Origin of the sequence: Flagellimonas alvinocaridis (assembly GCF_965248585.1) — a bacterium.
GTDB classification, from domain to species: domain Bacteria; phylum Bacteroidota; class Bacteroidia; order Flavobacteriales; family Flavobacteriaceae; genus Flagellimonas; species Flagellimonas alvinocaridis.
On record NZ_OZ252111.1, the window covers coordinates 2,709,520 to 2,729,180 of the forward strand.

Sequence of the window (19,661 nt, forward strand, 5' to 3'; positions counted from 1 at the left end):
AAACTTAACACATGGAGATGTACCATCCAAAAAAAAGGAATTTTTCAAGGCCTCACAAACCTTATCTCACAAATACGGGCTCGTTTTCCTTTAGGGTGTGCTCTGCACTGAACGTATAGCCATCATAATCAAAACCTTTGAGGTCTTCCAAGGTTTTTGCATCGCTGTCGATGATATACCGCACCATGGAACCTCGGGCTTTTTTGGCAAAAAAGCTAATGACCTTTAGCTTGTCGTTTTTCCAATCTTTAAAGATTGGGGTGATGACCGGCACCTTGAGTTTCTTTTCATCCACGGCGCCAAAATACTCATTACTGGCCAGATTGATGAACAGCTCATCATCTTCCAATTCACCGTTCAAGTGATCGGTAAGCTCTTTTTTCCAGAACTCGTACAGGTTCTTTTTTCGGCCTACTTTCAACTGGGTTCCCATTTCCAACCTATAAGGTTGAATCAAATCCAAAGGTCTTAAAACCCCATAGAGTCCTGAAAGAATCCTCAAGGTATCCTGCAGTGTATCCAGCTTTTTCTCGGGAAGGGTATAAATATCCAATCCTTGATAGACATCCCCATTGAAAGCGTATACCGCCGGTCTGGCGTTTTCCGGGGAGAACGGAGGTGAAAATTGTTGGTTGCGTTCCCAGTTCAACTCGGCCAGCTTATCTGAAATGGACATCAATTGGGATAAGGCCTTTGGCTTTTTCTTTTTCAGAACCGCATTCAACTTTTCGGATTGCTCCAAAAATTGGGCCTGTGTATATTTGGAGGTGGGCAAAGCCGTATTAAAATCAAGTGACTTGGCCGGGGAAATAACAATTTTCATGGGCATCAATTTTCTGTAAAAATAACGAGGATTTTCCTTTTTCAAACGCTTACCCCATGAGGTTTATCAATCTTAATATTGACGCAACCTATGATTCATGGTGTTTGGCATATCCCCGCCATTTTTCAATACAATTCACCATATCCTGGGGCAATTCGGAACTGAAGCGCATAAACTCACCTGTGGTTGGGTGTTCAAACCCCAAAGTCTTGGCGTGTAGTGCCTGTCTAGGAAGGGTCTTGAATGCGTTTTCCACAAACTGTTTGTATTTGGTAAAAGTGGTTCCTTTCAAAATTTTATCTCCTCCATAACGTTCATCGTTGAACAAAGTATGGCCAATATATTTCATATGGACCCGTATCTGATGGGTCCTACCTGTTTCCAGTTTGCATGAAATCAAGGTAACATAGCCCAAACGCTCCAGAACCTTGTAATGGGTCACCGCTTCTTTTCCTTCATCACCTTCTGGGAAAACCACCATTTGAAGGCGATTCTTTGGATTCCGGCCAATATGCCCCTCCACAGTGCCCTCATCTTCTTCCACATTGCCCCAGACCAAAGCCACATATTCCCGTTCGCTTGACTTTTCAAAAAACTGTTGCGCCAAATGTGTCATGGCCAAGTCTGTCTTGGCAATGACCAATAACCCTGAGGTATCTTTATCGATACGGTGCACCAATCCAGGGCGTTCCGAACTATTGTTGGGGAGGTTATCAAAATGATGGACCAAGGCGTTGATCAGGGTCCCGGAATAATTGCCATGACCGGGATGTACCACCATACCGGCCGGCTTGTTCACCACCAAAAGGGCATCATCTTCATAAACAATATCCAACGGAATGTCTTCTGGGGTAAGGAGAAATTCATAAGGCGGGTGTTCAAACATTACCTTGACCTCGTCCCCTGCCTTTACTTTGTAATTTTGCTTAACAATGGTACCATTTACCCAGATATGGCCTTGTTTAGCTGCCTGTTGAATCTTGTTTCTTGTGGCATTCTCAATGAAATTCATCAAAAACTTGTCCACACGAAGAGGATCCTGTCCTTTTGAGGCTACAAACCTGTAATGCTCAAAGAGGTCTTCTTGAGAAAGTTCCTGATTGTCCGAAGTATCCATGATCACTCTGAATCTGCCCGTACTTGAGCACTTCCGGGAATGGTTCCGTTACCGCAGATAAGCTCAACCTTGGAAGTTTTGGGTAACTTATCCCCAGGTTTAACATACTTTCCTTTGTGCTTCATATTGTAGACCATGTCCTTTCCCAACTCATCAATGTAAGTGACCCGCTCCACATCCAGTCCAACGGCTCTTAACATTGACGTGGCATTGCGTTGCGTAACTTGGATGATATCGGGAACACTAACCTTTTTATATCCAGATGGATTTACCGTAAAGTAAATTTTTCGGTTAGATTTGACCTTGTTTCCAGCGGGAGGGTCTTGATCTAAAATGGAAAACCTTGGGTAGTCCGGATCATAATTGGATGAATCCAACACCTGATAACGTAGTCCGGCTTCCTCGACTGCTTTGCGCATTTCCATGACCGACATTCTGGAAAAGTCCGGTACCTCCACAAACTCACCATGATTGGTTGTTCCCTTGAGCCATTGCAATGCTAAAAACACCAAGAGCACCAAAGCCACTACCGCAAGGCCCAATTGAATCAGGAACGTCTTGCTTTTCAAAAAACCAAAAAAATGTTTCATGTGAAATCCTTATGTGGACAAATATAGGAAAGCCAGTGCTTTTTTCTTTACTTTGGCGCTCCGATATTCGACAAGCTGATGAAAAAAAACATTGCCATTATTATGGGTGGTTACTCCAGCGAGTATGGCATTTCCATAAAGAGCGGTAACGTAGTCCACAAATATTTGGACAGAGAACAATACAATTCCTATCGTATAGTGATTACGAAGGAAAAATGGGTGTATTTGGATGATTCCGACCGGGAGTTTCCGGTAAACAAATCGGATTTTAGTATTCAACCCGCTGCGGAAAAGATCACGTTTGACTGTGTTTTCAATGCCATTCATGGTACACCTGGTGAAGATGGACTGCTCCAAGCCTATTTTGAGCTATTGGGGATTCCACAGACTTCGTGCAATCACTATCAGTCAGCCCTAACCTTCAACAAAAGGGACTTACTGAGCACTCTTAAGCCGTATGGCGTACAATGTGCCACCTCTTATTACTTGAACAAGGGACAAACCATTGACAAAGATGCCATTGTAGACAAAGTGGGACTACCTTGCTTTGTAAAAGCCAATAGAGCGGGCAGTAGCTATGGGGTATCCAAGGTCTATCAAAAAGAAGAACTGGAAAATGCACTTACGGCAGCTTTCAAAGAAGATAGTGAGGTAATTATTGAATCTTTTCTGGACGGAACTGAAGTTTCGGTTGGGGTGATTACCTACAACAGCGAAATTACTGTACTGCCCATCACAGAAATTATTTCAGAAAATGATTTTTTTGATTATGAGGCCAAATACATGGGAAAATCCCAAGAGATAACCCCCGCAAGGCTTTCGGAAATCCAAGAAACCAAAGTAAGGGACTTGGCAGAATTTATATACAGAACCTTGGATTTAAAGGGCTATACTCGAAGTGAATTTATTTTCATAGGAGATATTCCCCATCTTTTGGAGGTAAACACCACTCCAGGGCTTACTGAGGAAAGTCTTCTTCCCCAACAGGCAAAAACCGCTGGCATTTCATTGGAAGAATTATTTGCCAGCGCCATTGAAGAAGCATTGCGATAGAAATTCTGTATTTTTAAAAAAACATTCCAGTCATGAGGCGCGCAATTTTTCCAGGATCTTTTGACCCACTTACTCTTGGGCATTATGACATCATTAAGCGAGGGATCACTCTTTTTGATGAATTGGTCATTGCCATAGGTATCAATGCGGAAAAAAAATACATGTTCACCTTGGAGGAACGCACCACTTTCATCAAAGAGGCGTTTAAAGATGAGCCCAAGATCACTGTACTGACCTACGAAGGGCTTACCGTTGACTTCTGCAAGAAAATTGGTGCTGATTTTATATTGAGGGGACTAAGAAACCCTGCCGACTTTGAGTTTGAAAAAGCCATTGCCCATACCAATAGAAAGCTTTCCGAAATAGAAACGGTTTTTTTATTGACTTCTTCAGGCAAATCCTACATAAGTTCGTCCATAGTTCGGGATGTTATCCGAAATGGCGGCGATTATTCCGGTTTGGTTCCGGATACTGTGGTAGTTAAGTCTTAATTTCCAAAAAAACGCAAGTTTTTTACCCGTTTCTTGCCTGTTGAATTACACATAAAAGCTTTCAAACCCTGTTTTTTTTTCAAAAAACCACATTTTCATAACTTTTCACAACAAATAGTTATTGATAAATGTCAATACTTATAAATTGGTCAGAAATTTCTTAACTACGAGAAGTTCCCCTAACGACCACGTATTTTGAAAGCAGTTGAAAGAATCGCCCAACATTATCTACTGAAACAGTTGCCAAGAGCCACTGCATTTGTCGGTAACGATGGCATGTTGGTAGATGCCTCTGATTCGTGGCTCCACATCTTCAATATTAGCCCCAAGGCATTTTTCACCACCAATATTTTTGATTTGTTCCAAGAGGTATTGGAAAACATTGATATACAGGATTTTTTAAAAAACAGTGAGGCCAGCACCATTCGCCATCATGAAATTGGCAGTACCCACGAAAAATGGTATGAAAGTACTTTTGCCCCTTGGTTTGATGAAAAGGAAAACCTTGTGGGAACCATAGTTCAAACAGATGACATTACCACGTTGGTGGAAAAGGAACTGGAACTGGAACGTGTGAATGCCATATTGCAAGCACAATCCGAAGTTTTAAATGTTGGAAATTGGGAATACGATATAGAATCTGAAAAACTTTTTTGGAGTGAAGAGACCAAGAAGATACATCATGTTCCAATGTCATATATCCCTGAAGTTTCAGAAGCGATAGGTTTTTACAAGCAAGGTTACTACCAGAATAAGATTTCCATGCTTTTCCATCAAGTTATGACCAAAGGAACCCCATTTAGTCAAAAGCTTATCATTGTTACCGCCAAAGGAGAGGAAAGATGGGTACAAGCTGCAGGAAAACCAATTCTTAAGGATGGTAAGATCATTAAGGTATTTGGAACCTTTCAGGACATTCACGAAAAAGTAATGGCCGAAACAAAGACCAAGGAAAACGAACAACTTCTCTATACCTTGATCAATAATATTCCCCTGAACATCTATGTTAAAAATTTGGATTCCAAAAAGATTTTGGTGAACAAGGCGGAATGTGAATATTTGGGCAAGAGTTCCAAAGAACTGATTGGGAAGTCGGATTTTGACCTTTATGACACTGAAATAGCAAAAATTTCCCGTGATGAAGACCTCGAAGTTATCCGCACACTGAAGCCAATTTTAGGTAAGGAAACCATCAGCATTAAAAAAAATGGGGAAACCACTAATTTCCTGACTTCAAAGATTCCTCTATTCAACTATGATGGCAATGTAAATGGACTTATTGGCATCAGTATGGACATTACTGCGTTAAAGAAGAAAGAGGACCAGTTGAGAAACTTGATCAATATTACCTCGGTACAGAATAAGAAGCTCATCAATTTTGCCCATATTGTTTCCCACAATTTAAGATCACATTCTGCCAATTTTTCCATGTTATTGGAGTTTCTGATCAACGAAAAAGATGAAACCGAGAAAGAGAACATCGTAAAAATGCTTTCTCAAGCATCAGATCGTCTGTTGGAAACCTTGGACAACCTGAACGAGGTGGTAGACATCAACACCAACATGGATTTGGAAAAGAAGCCGCTAAACCTTCATGAAAGTCTTACCAAAGTGCTGCAAAGTCTCGCTGCTCTTTTGGACAAAAACCAAGTAAAAATTGTAAATCATGTGGATAAAGAGCTATGCGTTTCGGCCAACAGTTCTTATCTGAATAGCATTATCATAAACTTAATTACAAACGCGATAAAATATCGGAGCCCAAAACGCAATCCTATCATCACCTTAAATGCCAAAAAACACGAAAGAGAGGTGGTGTTCAGTGTTTCGGACAATGGTCTTGGAATAGATATGGAAAGATATGGCGGGAAAATATTTGGGCTATATAAAACGTTTCATAATAATAAGGATGCCAAAGGCCTTGGTTTGTACATCATCAGAAATCAAATTGAAGCCATGGGCGGTAGCATAACCGCCAACAGTGAAGTAGATAAGGGTACAATATTTAATGTGTATTTTAATGAAGAAAGTCAATAGTTTGTTCATTGTGGATGATGATCCCATAACAGTTTTCGGTATCAAAAAAATGCTGAAACCCATCTGTGATTGTGATGACATTCAAATATTTGAAAATGGGAAAGAGGCCATTGACGCCCTTAAAAAGAGAATTGAGCTTGAAGATACCATCCCTGAAGTAATATTTTTGGACATAAACATGCCCATTATGGACGGCTGGGATTTCTTGGAAGAATTTATTTTATTGGACCTCCAAGAACGAATCACCATTAATATGATCACGTCTTCCATAGACCCTTTGGATTATCAAAAATGGAACGAGTTTAAGGTGAAATGCCCACACAGTCTCAACTACAAGAACAAACCTATTTTTAAAATTGAGATTTCTGACTTGGAGAGCATAGATTTGGCATCATGACCATAATATTCTGTACATTTATGTTTGTAAACAGAGTTGTTACCCGTGTTGACCAATAAAGAACGTGCCATAGTACCAAAGTACTTTATCTTTTTTACCCTGCTGATTCTTTTCATGTCCTGTGAGACCAAGAAACAGGACAAGGTAGCCTCTTACCAAACTTTTTTTGAAACTTCTGGAGGCGAGGAAACTTCCACATACCAAGAAACCATTGCCTTTTACATGAAATTGGCCCGGGATTTTCCTGAAATCAATATCCACACCATTGGCAAAACGGACAGTGGCTATCCCCTTCACATGGTAACCTTTAATCCTGATGGAGATTTCAATTTGGAAAATGTACGAAAGGAAAAAGCCATAATCCTTATCAACAATGGCATACATCCGGGTGAAAGTGACGGCATTGATGCCACTATGCTACTCTATAGGGATTTGGCCACCAAAATGCTACCAAGTCCTAAAAACACTGTGCTGGTCACCATACCTGTTTACAATATTGGTGGAGCCCTCAACCGAAATTCCACTTCAAGAGCCAACCAAAACGGCCCCAAGGAATATGGGTTCCGCGGAAATGCCCGAAACTATGACCTGAATCGGGATTTTATTAAGATGGACACCAAAAACGCACAAAGTTTTGCCAACATTTTTCATAGGGTAAAACCCGATGTATTCGTGGACAACCACGTGAGCAATGGGGCCGATTACCAGTACACGCTGACACACCTTTTTACGCAACACAACAAACTGGGCGGAAATTTGGGAAAATACCTGCACCAAGAGTTTATGCCCGGATTGGAAAAATCCTTGGCAGATAAAAAATGGGACATAACTCCCTATGTCAATGTTTTTAATGTTCCTCCAGAAATGGGCTTCAATCAATTTATAGACCATCCTAGATATTCCACTGGCTATACCACATTATGGAACACCTTGGGCCTGATGGTGGAAACCCATATGCTTAAACCCTATGACCAACGGGTAGAAGGCACCTACCAACTTATGGAAAGCCTTGTACAACTTGTTGAAAAAGAATATGACTCCATTAAAAAACTGAGAAAGGAAGCACAAGAAAAAACGCTTGCGCTTACAGAGTATCATTTCTCATGGCAGGTGGATACTACCCAACATTCCCTGTTACAGTTTAAAGGTTATGAAGCAGAGCGCCTCTTGAGCGAAGTTACCGGCCTTCCCCGCTTAAAGTATGATCGCAACAAGCCTTTTACCAAAGAGACCGTATATCGAGATTATTATCTTCCATTGGATACCATTACCATTCCAGACGCTTATATCATTAATCAAAGTTGGCAAAGCATCATAGATAAACTGGATGCGAACCACATCCACTATTCAAGACTGGGCAAAGATACCTCCCTGACTGTTGATGGATATAAAATTCTCGGTTACGAAACACGAAAAAGCCCTTACGAAGGACATTATCCGCATTACGACACCAAAGTGGAAAAGTGTACAAAAATAGTCCAGTTTAGGGCAGGTGATGTAGTTATTCCAACCCAACAAATGGGCATACGGTACCTTTTGGAGACTTTGGAACCCCATGCGGTGGATTCTTTTTTTAATTGGAACTTTTTTGATACCGTCCTCCAACAAAAAGAAGGGTTTTCTCCCTATGTCTTTGAGGACGTAGCTTTGGAAATGCTGCAAAATGACTCTATTCTTCGTCAAAATTTTGAAGCTAAAAAGGCGTTGGACATAGCATTTTCGGAGAACTGGTACGCTCAACTGGATTGGCTCTTTCAACAATCAAAATATTTGGAGGATGCCTACCTAACCTATCCCGTATATCGTGTTGAAAAGGGCAGCGATGCCGCAGGAATTCTTCCTAAATAGGCCATTCAAAATCCTTGAACAAAACTTCAATGTTTGCATAAGAATTCTTCAGGGCCTTTTCGGTTTTCCTTGGTCCCTTCCACTTCACCTTGGAAATTCCTTCAGATTTTTCGGCCACCAGTTTACCCTTAAATGGAGTGGTCATCACAAACCAATGGGTCTCCTTTAATCGATACTCCCCATTTCTCCTGAAAATATGATAGGTGGTTCGCAGAAACCTTTCAATGGTTAAATTGGTGACTCCGGTTTCCTCCTCAACCTCCCTTAAAGCAGCATCTTCAATGGATTCCCCCTTATCAACCTTTCCCTTGGGCAAATCCCATTTCCCATTCCTGTAGATAAAGAGCAGCTTCCCTTTTGGATTGATTACAAAACCTCCCCCTGCCACCACAACCGGGATCTTATGCTTAAAAATCTTTAAAATCTTGGTCTCATCAGGATGGTACAGATATGCCTTGTCTAACTTTCCCTTGGCAAGCTGGTTTATTGCTTTCATGATGGATTTGCCATCCATGGAAAAGAGATTGCCGTTGGACTTTTCAGGGCGTTGGTTTGTTAAAATCAGTGGAGATTCATTAACAAAAACTTCATACATTTGCGCAATGGTTTTAGATAAGGGAATCGCAAAAAAGACAGCAGAGCTGCTTTTACAAATTAATGCAATTAAGTTGGAACCCGAAAATCCCTTTACATGGGCTTCTGGGTGGAAATCTCCAATTTATTGTGATAATAGGGTCATGCTCTCCTACCCAGAGATACGGAATTTTGTAAGGGAAGAAATGGCCAAGCAGGTGGAAAACCTATATGGTAAACCCGATGTAATTGCCGGTGTAGCCACAGGCGCCATTGGAATAGGAATTTTAGTTGCCGAAGCACTGGGACTCCCCTTTATTTATGTTAGACCGGAACCCAAATCGCACGGAAGACAGAACCAAATTGAAGGCAATTTGGAATCTGGCCAAAGTGTAGTGGTCATAGAAGACCTGATCAGTACAGGAAAGAGTAGCCTCAATGCCGTAAGGGCCTTAAAGGAACAAGGGGCCAACGTAAAGGGCATGGTGGCCATTTTTACTTACGGATTTCCCGTAGCCTCGACCAATTTTGAAGAAGAAAACGTGGAACTGCACACCTTATCCGACTATGACCACCTTGTGGAGCAGGCTTCTGAAACACATTACATTAAAGAATCACAATTAAAAACCTTATTGCAGTGGAGAACAAATCCCCAGCAATGGAAATAACCTCAAAACATGTATATTGAAGTCCCTAAAAAAAAGGTAGCCAAAAGCAACAAGGAAGTATTTGATTTTCTTTCCGACATCAAAAATTTTGAGACCTTGATGCCCGACAATATTGACAAGTTTGAGGTTTTGGATGATAAAACCTTCAAGTTTGCCCTTAAGGGCATGCCAGAAATCACCTTGCGCTTAAAAGAGCAGGTCCCCCACGAAAAAGTGGTTTTGGGCGCTGCAAGCGACAAGTTGCCCTTCACGCTTTCTGGGGATATTTTGGCTTTGGGTGACAATGAAAGTGAAGTGGGCCTAAGTTTTGAAGGCGAATTTAACGCTATGATGGCCATGATGATCAAATCGCCCATCACCAATTTTATGCAAACCCTTTCTTCCAATTTGGAAAAAATTGGTCAGTAGAGCAACGAGATTTCTTTCAAATCAAACTCCTGAAAAACACGATCCTCCAATTCAAGGACAAGTTTTCCCGTGTCTGAAACCCCACGGATAAACCCCATGAACATTGCTCCTTCGGCATCTTTAAAGGTGGAAGGTTTGTCCTTTCTAAATAAATACTGTTCGTACTCTGGAAGAAGTTGATTCACGGTTTTTTCCTGAATGTTTAAAAAACGTATTCGGATTCTTTCCAAAATCATTTGTAAAAGCTCATCCAAGTCAAAAGTGCGCCCACTAATCATTTTTAAGGATGCTGCATTGCCCAAATTATCAAAAGAAGTTTGGTTAACATTAAGGCCGATTCCAATAATGGAATGTTGGACAAGTTGACCTTTAAGAATATTTTCTATCAAAATGCCACATATTTTAGAAGAACCTGACAGAATGTCGTTGGGCCATTTCACCCTGACATCGGGCAGGGAAAATTGGTTAAGCACATCGCATACCGCCAAGGACACCATGAGGTTCAAATTAAACTGATGCTCCACGTGCAATAAATCGAATGATTTTAACACACTGAATGTTAGATTTTTACCATCTTCAGATTCCCAAACAGCGCCCATCTGTCCCCTTCCCCTGAGCTGTTTCTTGGCCACCACAACCGTAGAATCCACAGCGTTTTTTGTCTGCAATAGATCTTTTAAATACTGATTTGTGGAATCCGTGGCATCAAGTTTGATTATCCGTGATAGTTCTCCCAATGTGGTGTAGCTTTATGATATGTTAAAATCTAAGGCTAAGAAAACAAAAAAAATATAACTTTGTAAAAACTAAAATTTTTGGATGCAGAAAACAAAAACTAGTGCAGATGAACTGATTGCCTTGATTTTACATGGGATTGAAGAAGTTAAAGGTGTTGACATAAATCTACTTGATCTTAGGGAAATCGAAAATACAGTCTGCGACTATTTTATCATCTGCAATGGTACTTCCAACACGCATGTAAACGCAATTGTCTCCTCTGTACAGAAAACTGTTAGTAAGGCTATCCATGATAAACCCTGGCACGTTGAAGGTTCTGAAAACGCAGAATGGGTATTGATGGACTATGTAAATGTTGTAGTACATGTATTTCAAAAACACATCAGGGAATTCTATGATATTGAAGGACTTTGGGGAGATGCCAAAGTTACCATGGTGGAGAGCAGTTACAATTCTTAAAAAATGGCAAAAGAAAACAATCCAAATACCCCTAAAAAGCCACGTTTTAGCTCGTGGTGGATTTATGGCGTGGTCATAGCATTGATCATCGGCTTCCAATTTTTTGGTGGAAGTAGTTTCTCCAATACTGAAAAAACCACGACTTCCGAGCTTCAGGAATATTTGCGAAATGGAGACATTTCAAAAATCATAATCATAACCAATACCCGTCAGGCGAAGGTCTTTCTAACCGAAGAGGCCATGAACAAAGACGTTCACAAAGGTGTTGCGGAAAAACCGCTATTCCCTTCTGCAGGTTTGGTCCCCCAGTACATATTGGATTATGGGGACCTTCAAATATTCCAGAACGAAATCACAGAAATCAAGAAAGAGAACAACCTTGACACCATAGTGGAGTTCGATACCGAATCCAATGTCTTGGGTGATCTCTTGCTTTCTTTATTGCCGTTTGCCTTGATTATCGGCATATGGATTTACTTGATGCGAAGGATGTCCGGCGGCGCAGGTGGCGGCGCAGGTGGGCAGATTTTCAACATTGGAAAATCCAAAGCAAAGCTTTTCGATGAAAAAACAGATACCAGAACCTCATTTAAAGATGTAGCAGGTCTGGAAGGTGCCAAAGAAGAGGTACAAGAGATAGTGGAGTTTCTTAAAAACCCGGACAAATACACTTCCTTGGGTGGTAAAATACCAAAAGGTGCACTTTTGGTAGGCCCTCCAGGTACGGGTAAGACCCTTTTGGCCAAGGCTGTGGCAGGAGAGGCCAAAGTACCCTTCTTCTCCCTTTCCGGGTCAGACTTTGTTGAAATGTTCGTGGGTGTAGGGGCTTCTCGTGTTAGAGACCTTTTCAAACAAGCCAAGGACAAGTCACCAGCCATCATCTTTATCGATGAAATAGATGCCATTGGTAGAGCTCGTGGAAAAAACAATTTCACTGGCTCCAATGATGAACGCGAAAATACACTGAACCAGCTTTTGACTGAAATGGACGGTTTTGGCACCAACACCAATGTTATTGTATTGGCCGCTACCAACCGCGCCGATGTTCTTGACAAGGCCTTGATGCGTGCAGGTCGATTTGATCGTCAAATTTATGTTGACCTCCCCGACCTTAACGAACGTAAGGAGATTTTTGAAGTTCATCTTAGGCCTATCAAAACTGCGGAAACCCTTGATTTGGACTTCTTGGCAAAGCAAACCCCTGGATTTTCGGGTGCCGATATAGCCAACGTATGTAACGAGGCTGCCCTTATCGCTGCAAGAAAAGAAAAGAAAGCGGTTACCAAACAAGATTTCTTGGATGCCGTAGACCGAATCGTGGGTGGATTGGAAAAGAAAAACAAAATCATTACCCCAGAGGAAAAAAAGACCATTGCATTTCACGAAGCTGGTCATGCTACTGTGAGCTGGATGTTGGAACATGCTGCACCTTTGGTAAAAGTAACCATCGTACCAAGGGGGCAATCCCTAGGGGCTGCATGGTATTTACCTGAAGAGCGACTTATTGTTCGTCCTGAGCAGATGTTGGATGAGATGTGTGCCACCATGGGAGGTAGAGCTGCAGAAAAGGTGGTTTTCAATAAAATTTCCACAGGCGCATTGAGCGATTTGGAAAAAGTTACCAAACAGGCAAGAGCCATGGTCACCATCTATGGTTTGAACGATGAACTGGGAAATATTACCTATTATGATTCCTCGGGTCAAAATGAGTATGGATTTACTAAACCATATAGTGAAGAAACTGCCCAGAAAATTGATTTGGAAATATCCAAGATAATCGAAGCGCAGTACCAAAGGGCCATTAAATTATTGGAAGACAATAAGGACAAACTTTCCGAACTTGCTGAAAGGCTCTTGGAAAAAGAAGTTATCTTTAAAGACGATTTGGAGAAAATATTTGGAAGAAGGCCTTTTGAAAAAGAAGAAGAGGAATTGGAACCCGAACCTGCCAAATAAAGCCAAAAACAGGTAAAAAGAATGTACTTGACACAATAAATGGGAGTTTTTAGCAAACTTTTTGGAGGAGGCAAAAAGGTTTCCAAGGAAACTGCGGAAACCCGTGGCGACCATATGCCCGATCTAAAAATTCCCGTGGATGAAAAGTTTACTATCTATTTTAAGAAAAACGGTGGCAAGTTCATTTATTGTGAAGACTTTGCCGAAGTCTCCGAAGCCCTAAAGAGCATTATCTCCGAAAACAATTGGCAACAACATCTTTTTTACTCCTTAGACCCCCGTTTGGAAACCCGTTTTGCATCAGAAAATGTGTCTTTCACGGATAATCGCCAAGAGAGTGAGATTTTTTTCACTACCTGCGAACATCTTGTGGCGCATAATGGGTCCATTTTAGTATGTTCCAATCAAATCAAGGAAAAAAAGTTGGATGAGCTACCATCCAACCTCATTGTCTTTGCCACCACCAGTCAGTTGGTGGACTCCATCAGCGAAGCACTAAAAGTCATTAAGGAAAAATATCGCAAAAACATACCCAATAACATTACCACTCTAAAACACTTTCAGCCTACACCAGAGAATAAGGACGATTTTCTGTCATACGGAAGTGCCTCAAAAAATGTCTATCTTTTACTCCTAGAAGACTACTGATTACATGAAAGAAATTCTAAGGCGTTCCATAACGGGAATCATCTATGTGGTGCTTCTGTTGGGGGCAGTATTTTTAAGTTCAGATGCTTTCGACTTTCTCTTTATGGCCTTTGGCTTGGGCTGCCTGTACGAATTTAAGCGCATTGTAAGACTCAAAGGATACTATATTTATACCGCTTATCTGGCCCTGTGGTGGGCTTACATCTATTTGATACAGGACAATAATCTCATTACCCTGTTGATGTTTCTTACCATCACGGTTGATATCACTTTGCTCTTCTTTCTTTTTTCTGGAAAGGAGAGAAAATTCACTGAACTTCAAAAGTTTATCATTGCCGTACTCTATATTGGTGGAGGATGCATTTTCCTGACCATGATCCCTTATAAAAATGATGATTTTGCCCAATTTCTCATTATGGGCATCTTTATCCTGATTTGGGTAAACGATACTTTTGCTTATTTGGTGGGACGCGCCTTGGGCCGCACAAAATTATTTCCTTCAGTTTCTCCTAAAAAAACCATTGAAGGTTCTATTGGAGGTCTTATTTTTGCACTAGTGGCGGCTTACATTTTGTCGTTCTACGAAACTAAACTAACTATTGTGCAATGGATGGTCCTAGCCACGGTAATTGTGGTGGCAGGAAGTATAGGCGACCTTTTGGAGTCTAAGTTTAAGCGTGTGGCCGGCGTAAAGGACAGCGGAGCCATTCTACCAGGACACGGAGGTATTTGGGATCGTTTGGACAGCCTTGTATTTGCAGCCCCTTTTGCTTATTTGATACTTAACATTTTTTCCTATGTTTCATAAAGAGGGTCAAAAAATTATTATTATCACTTTTTTTATTGTGGTTGCCGCAATCTTGGCCGCTCAATTTTATATTGATGTGGAATGGGTTCGTTACACCGTACAGATAGCAGCCTTGGTTATCCTTGTGGCCATCTTACAGTTCTTTAGAAACCCCAAGCGCTTGGTTACACCTACTTTTGATGACATTCTTGCCCCTGTTGATGGCAAAGTGGTTGTTATCGAGGAAGTGGATGAACCCGAATACTTTAAAGAAAGAAAAAGACAGGTATCCATTTTTATGTCCCCGGTAAACGTTCACGTAACGCGCTACCCCGCCAGCGGAACCATTACCTATTCCAAATACCATCCCGGCAAATATTTGGTGGCTTGGCATCCCAAGTCAAGTACGGAAAATGAACGTACCACAGTGGTTCTTCACACCCCAAAGTTTGGTGAGATAGGCTATCGTCAAATTGCTGGCGCTTTGGCTAGACGTATTGTAAATTATGCCGAGGAAGGCGAACAAGTAACCCAAGGACAGGATGCCGGGTTCATTAAATTTGGTTCCCGCGTAGATTTACTTTTACCTTTGGATTGCAATATTACCGTTAAGCTTGGGCAGAAAGTGACCGGGGCAAAGACCTGTATCGCTTCAATACGGAAACAAGATGAGTGACAAGGAGCTACATACCCGCTTTGAAGAAGCAGTTGCCTATGTAAACGGGTATACCGAGCCCCTACCCGCCGACTTGTTGTTAAAACTCTACGCTTATTTCAAGGTGGCCAACAAGAACTTTGACAATCCTGGAAGCAGGACCCCGCTAATCAATGCTTTTAAGGCAAATGCCCTTTTTCAGGCCCAAAACATGACTGTTAAAGAAGCTAAGAAAAAATATATTGCTTTGGTAGAATCTGAGGTTAAAAAACTTTAGGATACCAACGGTTCCGTATAGCTCTTTTCAAAATAGGTGAAGTATACCGCACCACCAATGGTGATCAAAAAATATAGGGCCACCAACAAGCTGCCGATGGACATATAGGCATTGATTCCAAACCAATCCTGGCTCCAATATATAACGGACAAGCCTGCCACACTTCTGAACAGTTCAATCCAAATTGCATAATATTTGCGATCCATCAATGTAGTATAGCCATAAACCCCCATAAAAACAAAAGCTCCAAAAATCAAAAGGCCATCAAAACCAATAGCAGCATAATTATAAAACATGAACAACAACAAGATGGTGGTTGCCACCATCTGAAAAACAGCATAGCCTTTTAATGCCAATGAAGCCTCTGGCCTATACTTTGTAAAATTGTAAACATCTTCTATGACCTTTACCGGATACTTTTCTTGAACATCTGAAGGGCGCCAACCCGTGGGCATAAACCAAATCCTAAGTTTGTCCCAATAGCTTTGGGTTCGCCACGCATCCTTGATCAATCGCCACAAATGTTGAAAGTTGATGATGACCGGGTTCCATGTATGGGCCGGTTTTAAAACACCATATTGGGGCGGCACCGTTTCCAATTCTTCTTGAAAAGTCCCAAACATACGATCCCAAACACAGAAAATCTGCCCGAGGTTCTTATCCAGATACTCTTTGTTGATGGCATGGTGTACCCTGTGTTGCGATGGGGTCACAATAATATATTCCAGCCAACCCATTTTACCGATGTGCTGGGTATGATACCAGAATTGGGCAAACAGGTGTATGGGTGCCAAAACAGCAATAACTTCGTTTGGAACGCCAAATAGCGCAGCAGGAATCAATAAGAGGGCATAATACCCCAACAGATTGGATATGGGCTGACGCAAGGCACAGGCCAAATTAAACTCTTCGCTACTATGGTGGATGACATGTTGGTTCCAGAAAAAGTTAATGTGATGGCTTAGCCTATGGTTCCAATAGCCCGCAAAATCAAGTGCTACAAAGGCCACTACCCAAACCAACCATGTGGCCTTGATTTCGGTAAGGGCCAAGTGTTCCAACAAAAATGGATAACTAATGATGATAATCCCAAGCCCTAAGGAATCCTTTACAATATTCGTAAGCCCTGAACTGAGACTGCTCACGGTATCCATGACATTGTGCATCTGCTTCTTTTTAAAATGCCCGTAGAGCACTTCAAAAAGTACAAGACCCACAAAAAACGGGATGGCATACAACAAAGCCGCAGCATACGATTCCATAGTATTAAATATATGAAAAAGTAAAACACTCATCCCCAACTGATTGACAAATTGGGATGGAAACCGCAAAAGTCCCTACTAAATCTAGGAATTTCCTAAACTCGCCAAGCTTTTCTCCAAGGTCTCGATCTTGGCCTCGGCATCGGCAGCTTTTTTGCGTTCAATGGCCACCACTTGTTCAGGGGCATTGTTCACAAAGCGTTCGTTCCCCAATTTCTTTTGTACCGATTGCAGAAATCCTCGGGTATATTTCAGCTCCTCATTGATTTTTTTGATTTCCTCCTCCACATCAATGGCTCCGCCAATCGGGATGAAATATTCATTGCTCTTTACCCGAAAACTCAAGGCGCCATCCAAACTATCCGCTATTGTTGTGATTTCTGAAACATTGGCCAATTTGGATATGATTGAATCCATCTTCCCCCCTATTCCTTCACTATTTAGTACAGAAAGCTCCAAGGCTTCTTTTTGCGGAATGTTTTTCTCCTTTCGGATGGTACGTATACCCGAAATCACCTCAGCGGCAAAATCAAAATCAGCAATCAACTTTGTATCCACTTTTTGGGTTTTGGGCCAGTTGGATATCATTAACGTTTGTTCCGGCGTACGCTCCGCGGTATGCTGCCACACTTCTTCGGTTAAAAATGGCATGAACGGATGCAACAACTTCAAGTTTTCTTCAAACAAATGAATAATGGCATCATACGTTGTTTGGTCTATAGGCTGCTGGTAAGCTGGTTTCACGATTTCCAACAACCAAGAACAGAAATCGTCCCAAACCAGTTTATAAGTGGACATCAAGGCATCTGAAATACGGTATTTGGAGAAGTGGTCTTCAATCTCCACCAAAGTCTGATTAAATTTAGCGGTATACCACTCCACACCAATTTTTGCAGCTTCGGGTTGGGGTAAATCGGCTACTTCCCACCCTTTTACGAGCCTGAAAGCGTTCCAAATCTTATTGGCAAAGTTGGCTCCTTGCTGGCAAAGTGCCTCATCAAACAACAAATCGTTACCTGCGGCTGAACTCAACAGAAGTCCTACACGAACCCCATCTGCACCAAAGTCTTTTATTAATTTAAGAGCATCGGGAGAGTTACCCAATTGTTTGGACATCTTTCTGCGTTGCTTATCCCGAACCAAGCCCGTAAAATAAACATTCTCAAAAGGTCGTTCACCTCGATATTCGTATCCAGACATGATCATACGGGCCACCCAAAAGAATATGATATCAGGTCCAGTGACCAAGTCGCTGGTAGGATAATAATAGTTTACCTCTTCATTGTCTGGCTCTAAAATTCCCCCAAAAACACTGATGGGCCATAACCATGACGAAAACCAGGTATCCAAAACATCGGCGTCTTGGCGCAAATCGGATTTCTGGATTTTTGGATTCTTGGCCTGGGCCAACGACAATGCCTCTTCCAATGTTTCGGCAACCACGAAATCGTCCTGTCCATCGCCAAAATAATAGGCAGGAATCTGTTGTCCCCACCATAATTGGCGAGAAATATTCCAATCGCGGATATTCTCCATCCAATGGCGATAGGTATTTTCAAACTTTTGGGGGTACAGTTTCACATCGCCTGTCTTCATTACCCCATCAAGAGCCGGTTTTGCCAATTTCTCCATTTTCAGGAACCACTGATCGGAAAGTCGAGGTTCTATCACGGCCTTGGTCCGTTCCGAAGTCCCTACTTTGTTCAAGTGTTGTTCGGTCTTGACCAAAAAGCCCTTTTCCTCCAGTTCTTTGGAAATTTCCTTTCTTACCACAAAACGGTCTTTGCCCTCGTAATGCATTCCAAAGGAATTCAAGGTAGCGTCCTCATTGAAGATATCAACGACTTCCAGATTGTGCTTATCCCCTAGGTTTTTATCGTTTTCATCATGGGCCGGGGTAACTTTTAGGCACCCGGTACCAAACTCCACATCCACATATTCATCTTCAATAATTGGGATAACCCTATCGCAGATGGGCACAATGGCTTTTTTACCCTTCAAATGGTGGTATCGTTCATCATTGGGGTTGATACAGATGGCCGTATCGCCCAAAATGGTTTCAGGGCGTGTTGTGGCAATGGTCACTTTTTCATCAGAACCTTCAATGGCATAAGCCAAATAATACAGATTTCCCTGTCGCTCTTCATAAATCACCTCTTCATCAGACAAGGTAGTCTTGGCCTCGGGATCCCAATTTACCATACGATATCCCCTGTAAATGAGACCTTTATTATAAAGATCCACAAAAACCTTGATTACCGAGGCTGACATATCGTCATCCATGGTGAACTTGGTGCGATTCCAATCACAGGAACAACCCAATTTCTTTAATTGCTGAAGTATGACCCCTCCGTATTCATTGGTCCAATCCCAAGCGTGTTTTAGGAATTCCTCTCTGCTAAGGTCAGCTTTATGAATCCCTTCCTCTTTCAATTTTGCCACGACTTTGGCCTCTGTGGCAATGGAAGCATGGTCCATTCCTGGAACCCAACAGGCATTTTTACCCAAAAGTCTTGCCCTACGGATCAGTACATCCTGCAGGGTATTATTGAGCATGTGTCCCATATGCAGTATTCCGGTTACGTTGGGCGGTGGAATTACAATGGTATAGGGCTCTCTTTCATCTGGTTTTGAACTGAAGAAATCGTGTTTCATCCAGTAGTCATACCAGTTCTGTTCAACCCTATTGGGCTCATATTTTGATGGAATCTCCATTTTTCGGTACAGTTTTTGTAATTAAGGCTATGGATTGGTTAAAATCAAGGAAAGCAATCATGTTAATTTTATGCTATTCTCTAGATGAAGACCAATCTTGAAATACGAAACAAAAATAAGTAACGTTATTACATAACAAAAGAATTTTGGATGCAGCTGACG

20 protein-coding genes are annotated in these 19,661 nt (G+C 41.7%); 13 read left to right on the forward strand and 7 right to left on the reverse strand.

Features of this window, described 5'->3' with window-relative positions; all coding sequences use genetic code 11:
* Window positions 1-61: 61 nt before the first annotated feature.
* From yaaA to ACP14V_RS12160, 3 genes are all read right to left on the reverse strand, one after another.
* Entirely contained in the window at window positions 62-823 is a 762-nt protein-coding gene (gene yaaA / locus ACP14V_RS12150) for a peroxide stress protein YaaA (RefSeq protein ID WP_272608164.1), read from the reverse strand.
* Between the two features lie 88 nt (window positions 824-911).
* A complete protein-coding gene (locus ACP14V_RS12155; RefSeq protein ID WP_424987411.1) occupies window positions 912-1,940 on the reverse strand; it encodes an RluA family pseudouridine synthase in 1,029 nt (342 codons plus the stop codon).
* 2 nt (window positions 1,941-1,942) lie between these two features.
* On the reverse strand, window positions 1,943-2,530 hold the full coding sequence (locus ACP14V_RS12160) for a PASTA domain-containing protein (RefSeq protein ID WP_136566360.1): 588 nt from the start codon (window positions 2,528-2,530) through the stop codon (window positions 1,943-1,945).
* 78 nt (window positions 2,531-2,608) lie between these two features.
* Here ACP14V_RS12160 and ACP14V_RS12165 point away from each other — a divergent pair, with 78 nt between their 5' ends.
* The 5 genes from ACP14V_RS12165 (at window position 2,609) to ACP14V_RS12185 (ending at window position 8,353) form a co-directional block, all read left to right on the forward strand.
* On the forward strand, window positions 2,609-3,583 hold the full coding sequence (locus ACP14V_RS12165; protein ID WP_272608168.1) for a D-alanine--D-alanine ligase: 975 nt from the start codon (window positions 2,609-2,611) through the stop codon (window positions 3,581-3,583).
* A gap of 32 nt (window positions 3,584-3,615) precedes the next feature.
* Window positions 3,616-4,074, forward strand: a complete 459-nt coding sequence (gene coaD, locus ACP14V_RS12170) for a pantetheine-phosphate adenylyltransferase (protein ID WP_136566362.1) — start codon at window positions 3,616-3,618, stop codon at window positions 4,072-4,074.
* Between the two features lie 195 nt (window positions 4,075-4,269).
* Entirely contained in the window at window positions 4,270-6,108 is a 1,839-nt protein-coding gene (locus ACP14V_RS12175; protein ID WP_272608170.1) for a PAS domain-containing sensor histidine kinase, read from the forward strand.
* Window positions 6,092-6,505: a response regulator gene (locus ACP14V_RS12180; protein ID WP_272608171.1), complete on the forward strand. Its 414-nt coding sequence runs from the start codon at window positions 6,092-6,094 to the stop codon at window positions 6,503-6,505. Before ACP14V_RS12175 ends, ACP14V_RS12180 begins: the two co-directional genes overlap by 17 nt.
* Window positions 6,506-6,619: 114 nt before the next feature.
* On the forward strand, window positions 6,620-8,353 hold the full coding sequence (locus ACP14V_RS12185) for a M14 family metallopeptidase (RefSeq protein WP_272609298.1): 1,734 nt from the start codon (window positions 6,620-6,622) through the stop codon (window positions 8,351-8,353).
* Here ACP14V_RS12185 and ACP14V_RS12190 read toward each other — a convergent pair.
* Window positions 8,346-8,948: an NUDIX hydrolase gene (locus ACP14V_RS12190; RefSeq protein WP_272608172.1), complete on the reverse strand. Its 603-nt coding sequence runs from the start codon at window positions 8,946-8,948 to the stop codon at window positions 8,346-8,348. The genes ACP14V_RS12185 and ACP14V_RS12190 overlap by 8 nt on opposite strands.
* 7 nt (window positions 8,949-8,955) lie before the next feature.
* Here ACP14V_RS12190 and pyrE point away from each other — a divergent pair, with 7 nt between their 5' ends.
* Both pyrE and ACP14V_RS12200 read left to right on the forward strand, forming a co-directional pair.
* Complete coding sequence (gene pyrE, locus ACP14V_RS12195; protein ID WP_136566366.1) at window positions 8,956-9,594, forward strand: orotate phosphoribosyltransferase; 639 nt, start codon at window positions 8,956-8,958, stop codon at window positions 9,592-9,594.
* Window positions 9,595-9,603: 9 nt separating this feature from the next.
* Complete coding sequence (locus tag ACP14V_RS12200; protein ID WP_272608174.1) at window positions 9,604-10,002, forward strand: SRPBCC family protein; 399 nt, start codon at window positions 9,604-9,606, stop codon at window positions 10,000-10,002.
* Here the strand turns inward: ACP14V_RS12200 and ACP14V_RS12205 are convergent.
* Window positions 9,996-10,739, reverse strand: a complete 744-nt coding sequence (locus ACP14V_RS12205) for a biotin--[acetyl-CoA-carboxylase] ligase (protein WP_136566368.1) — start codon at window positions 10,737-10,739, stop codon at window positions 9,996-9,998. The genes ACP14V_RS12200 and ACP14V_RS12205 overlap by 7 nt on opposite strands.
* Window positions 10,740-10,821: 82 nt before the next feature.
* Here ACP14V_RS12205 and rsfS point away from each other — a divergent pair, with 82 nt between their 5' ends.
* From rsfS to ACP14V_RS12235, 6 genes are read left to right on the forward strand one after another with little or no spacing between them, the layout of a single operon-like run.
* Window positions 10,822-11,199: a ribosome silencing factor gene (gene rsfS / locus ACP14V_RS12210; RefSeq protein ID WP_136566369.1), complete on the forward strand. Its 378-nt coding sequence runs from the start codon at window positions 10,822-10,824 to the stop codon at window positions 11,197-11,199.
* 3 nt (window positions 11,200-11,202) lie between these two features.
* Window positions 11,203-13,155 (forward strand): ATP-dependent zinc metalloprotease FtsH, encoded by a 1,953-nt coding sequence (gene ftsH, locus ACP14V_RS12215; RefSeq protein ID WP_136566370.1) that lies wholly within the window; start codon window positions 11,203-11,205, stop codon window positions 13,153-13,155.
* Between the two features lie 39 nt (window positions 13,156-13,194).
* A complete protein-coding gene (locus tag ACP14V_RS12220) occupies window positions 13,195-13,803 on the forward strand; it encodes an LUD domain-containing protein (RefSeq protein ID WP_272608179.1) in 609 nt (202 codons plus the stop codon).
* A 4-nt stretch (window positions 13,804-13,807) separates the two neighbouring features.
* On the forward strand, window positions 13,808-14,611 hold the full coding sequence (locus ACP14V_RS12225; RefSeq protein WP_272608181.1) for a phosphatidate cytidylyltransferase: 804 nt from the start codon (window positions 13,808-13,810) through the stop codon (window positions 14,609-14,611).
* Complete coding sequence (locus ACP14V_RS12230) at window positions 14,601-15,266, forward strand: phosphatidylserine decarboxylase family protein (RefSeq protein WP_272608183.1); 666 nt, start codon at window positions 14,601-14,603, stop codon at window positions 15,264-15,266. The genes ACP14V_RS12225 and ACP14V_RS12230 overlap by 11 nt, the downstream gene beginning before the upstream one ends.
* On the forward strand, window positions 15,259-15,522 hold the full coding sequence (locus ACP14V_RS12235) for an acyl-CoA-binding protein (protein WP_272608185.1): 264 nt from the start codon (window positions 15,259-15,261) through the stop codon (window positions 15,520-15,522). Before ACP14V_RS12230 ends, ACP14V_RS12235 begins: the two co-directional genes overlap by 8 nt.
* On the opposite strand, the gene ACP14V_RS12240 is transcribed toward ACP14V_RS12235, so the two are convergent.
* Together ACP14V_RS12240 and ACP14V_RS12245 are read right to left on the reverse strand one after the other, a co-directional pair.
* Window positions 15,519-16,784: a sterol desaturase family protein gene (locus ACP14V_RS12240; RefSeq protein WP_272608186.1), complete on the reverse strand. Its 1,266-nt coding sequence runs from the start codon at window positions 16,782-16,784 to the stop codon at window positions 15,519-15,521. The genes ACP14V_RS12235 and ACP14V_RS12240 overlap by 4 nt on opposite strands.
* Window positions 16,785-16,868: 84 nt before the next feature.
* Window positions 16,869-19,499 carry a valine--tRNA ligase gene (locus tag ACP14V_RS12245; RefSeq protein WP_272608188.1) on the reverse strand — a complete coding sequence of 877 codons (2,631 nt, stop codon included), beginning with the start codon at window positions 19,497-19,499 and terminating at the stop codon, window positions 16,869-16,871.
* Between the last annotated feature and the right edge of the window lie 162 nt (window positions 19,500-19,661).

What these genes read in the sequence shown, in the direction of transcription:
- ACP14V_RS12180 (WP_272608171.1), top strand. Translation starts at nt 6,092, where the DNA reads ATGAAGAAAGTCAATAGTTTGTTCATTGTGGATGATGATCCCATAACA.
- ACP14V_RS12190 (WP_272608172.1), bottom strand. Translation starts at nt 8,948, where the DNA reads ATGTATGAAGTTTTTGTTAATGAATCTCCACTGATTTTAACAAACCAA.
- pyrE (WP_136566366.1), top strand. Translation starts at nt 8,956, where the DNA reads ATGGTTTTAGATAAGGGAATCGCAAAAAAGACAGCAGAGCTGCTTTTA.
- ACP14V_RS12230 (WP_272608183.1), top strand. Translation starts at nt 14,601, where the DNA reads ATGTTTCATAAAGAGGGTCAAAAAATTATTATTATCACTTTTTTTATT.
- ACP14V_RS12155 (WP_424987411.1), bottom strand. Translation starts at nt 1,940, where the DNA reads ATGGATACTTCGGACAATCAGGAACTTTCTCAAGAAGACCTCTTTGAG.
- ftsH (WP_136566370.1), top strand. Translation starts at nt 11,203, where the DNA reads ATGGCAAAAGAAAACAATCCAAATACCCCTAAAAAGCCACGTTTTAGC.
- ACP14V_RS12160 (WP_136566360.1), bottom strand. Translation starts at nt 2,530, where the DNA reads ATGAAACATTTTTTTGGTTTTTTGAAAAGCAAGACGTTCCTGATTCAA.
- ACP14V_RS12220 (WP_272608179.1), top strand. Translation starts at nt 13,195, where the DNA reads ATGGGAGTTTTTAGCAAACTTTTTGGAGGAGGCAAAAAGGTTTCCAAG.
- coaD (WP_136566362.1), top strand. Translation starts at nt 3,616, where the DNA reads ATGAGGCGCGCAATTTTTCCAGGATCTTTTGACCCACTTACTCTTGGG.
- ACP14V_RS12185 (WP_272609298.1), top strand. Translation starts at nt 6,620, where the DNA reads ATGTCCTGTGAGACCAAGAAACAGGACAAGGTAGCCTCTTACCAAACT.
- ACP14V_RS12245 (WP_272608188.1), bottom strand. Translation starts at nt 19,499, where the DNA reads ATGGAGATTCCATCAAAATATGAGCCCAATAGGGTTGAACAGAACTGG.
- ACP14V_RS12240 (WP_272608186.1), bottom strand. Translation starts at nt 16,784, where the DNA reads ATGGAATCGTATGCTGCGGCTTTGTTGTATGCCATCCCGTTTTTTGTG.
- ACP14V_RS12165 (WP_272608168.1), top strand. Translation starts at nt 2,609, where the DNA reads ATGAAAAAAAACATTGCCATTATTATGGGTGGTTACTCCAGCGAGTAT.
- ACP14V_RS12235 (WP_272608185.1), top strand. Translation starts at nt 15,259, where the DNA reads ATGAGTGACAAGGAGCTACATACCCGCTTTGAAGAAGCAGTTGCCTAT.
- ACP14V_RS12225 (WP_272608181.1), top strand. Translation starts at nt 13,808, where the DNA reads ATGAAAGAAATTCTAAGGCGTTCCATAACGGGAATCATCTATGTGGTG.
- rsfS (WP_136566369.1), top strand. Translation starts at nt 10,822, where the DNA reads ATGCAGAAAACAAAAACTAGTGCAGATGAACTGATTGCCTTGATTTTA.
- ACP14V_RS12200 (WP_272608174.1), top strand. Translation starts at nt 9,604, where the DNA reads ATGTATATTGAAGTCCCTAAAAAAAAGGTAGCCAAAAGCAACAAGGAA.
- yaaA (WP_272608164.1), bottom strand. Translation starts at nt 823, where the DNA reads ATGAAAATTGTTATTTCCCCGGCCAAGTCACTTGATTTTAATACGGCT.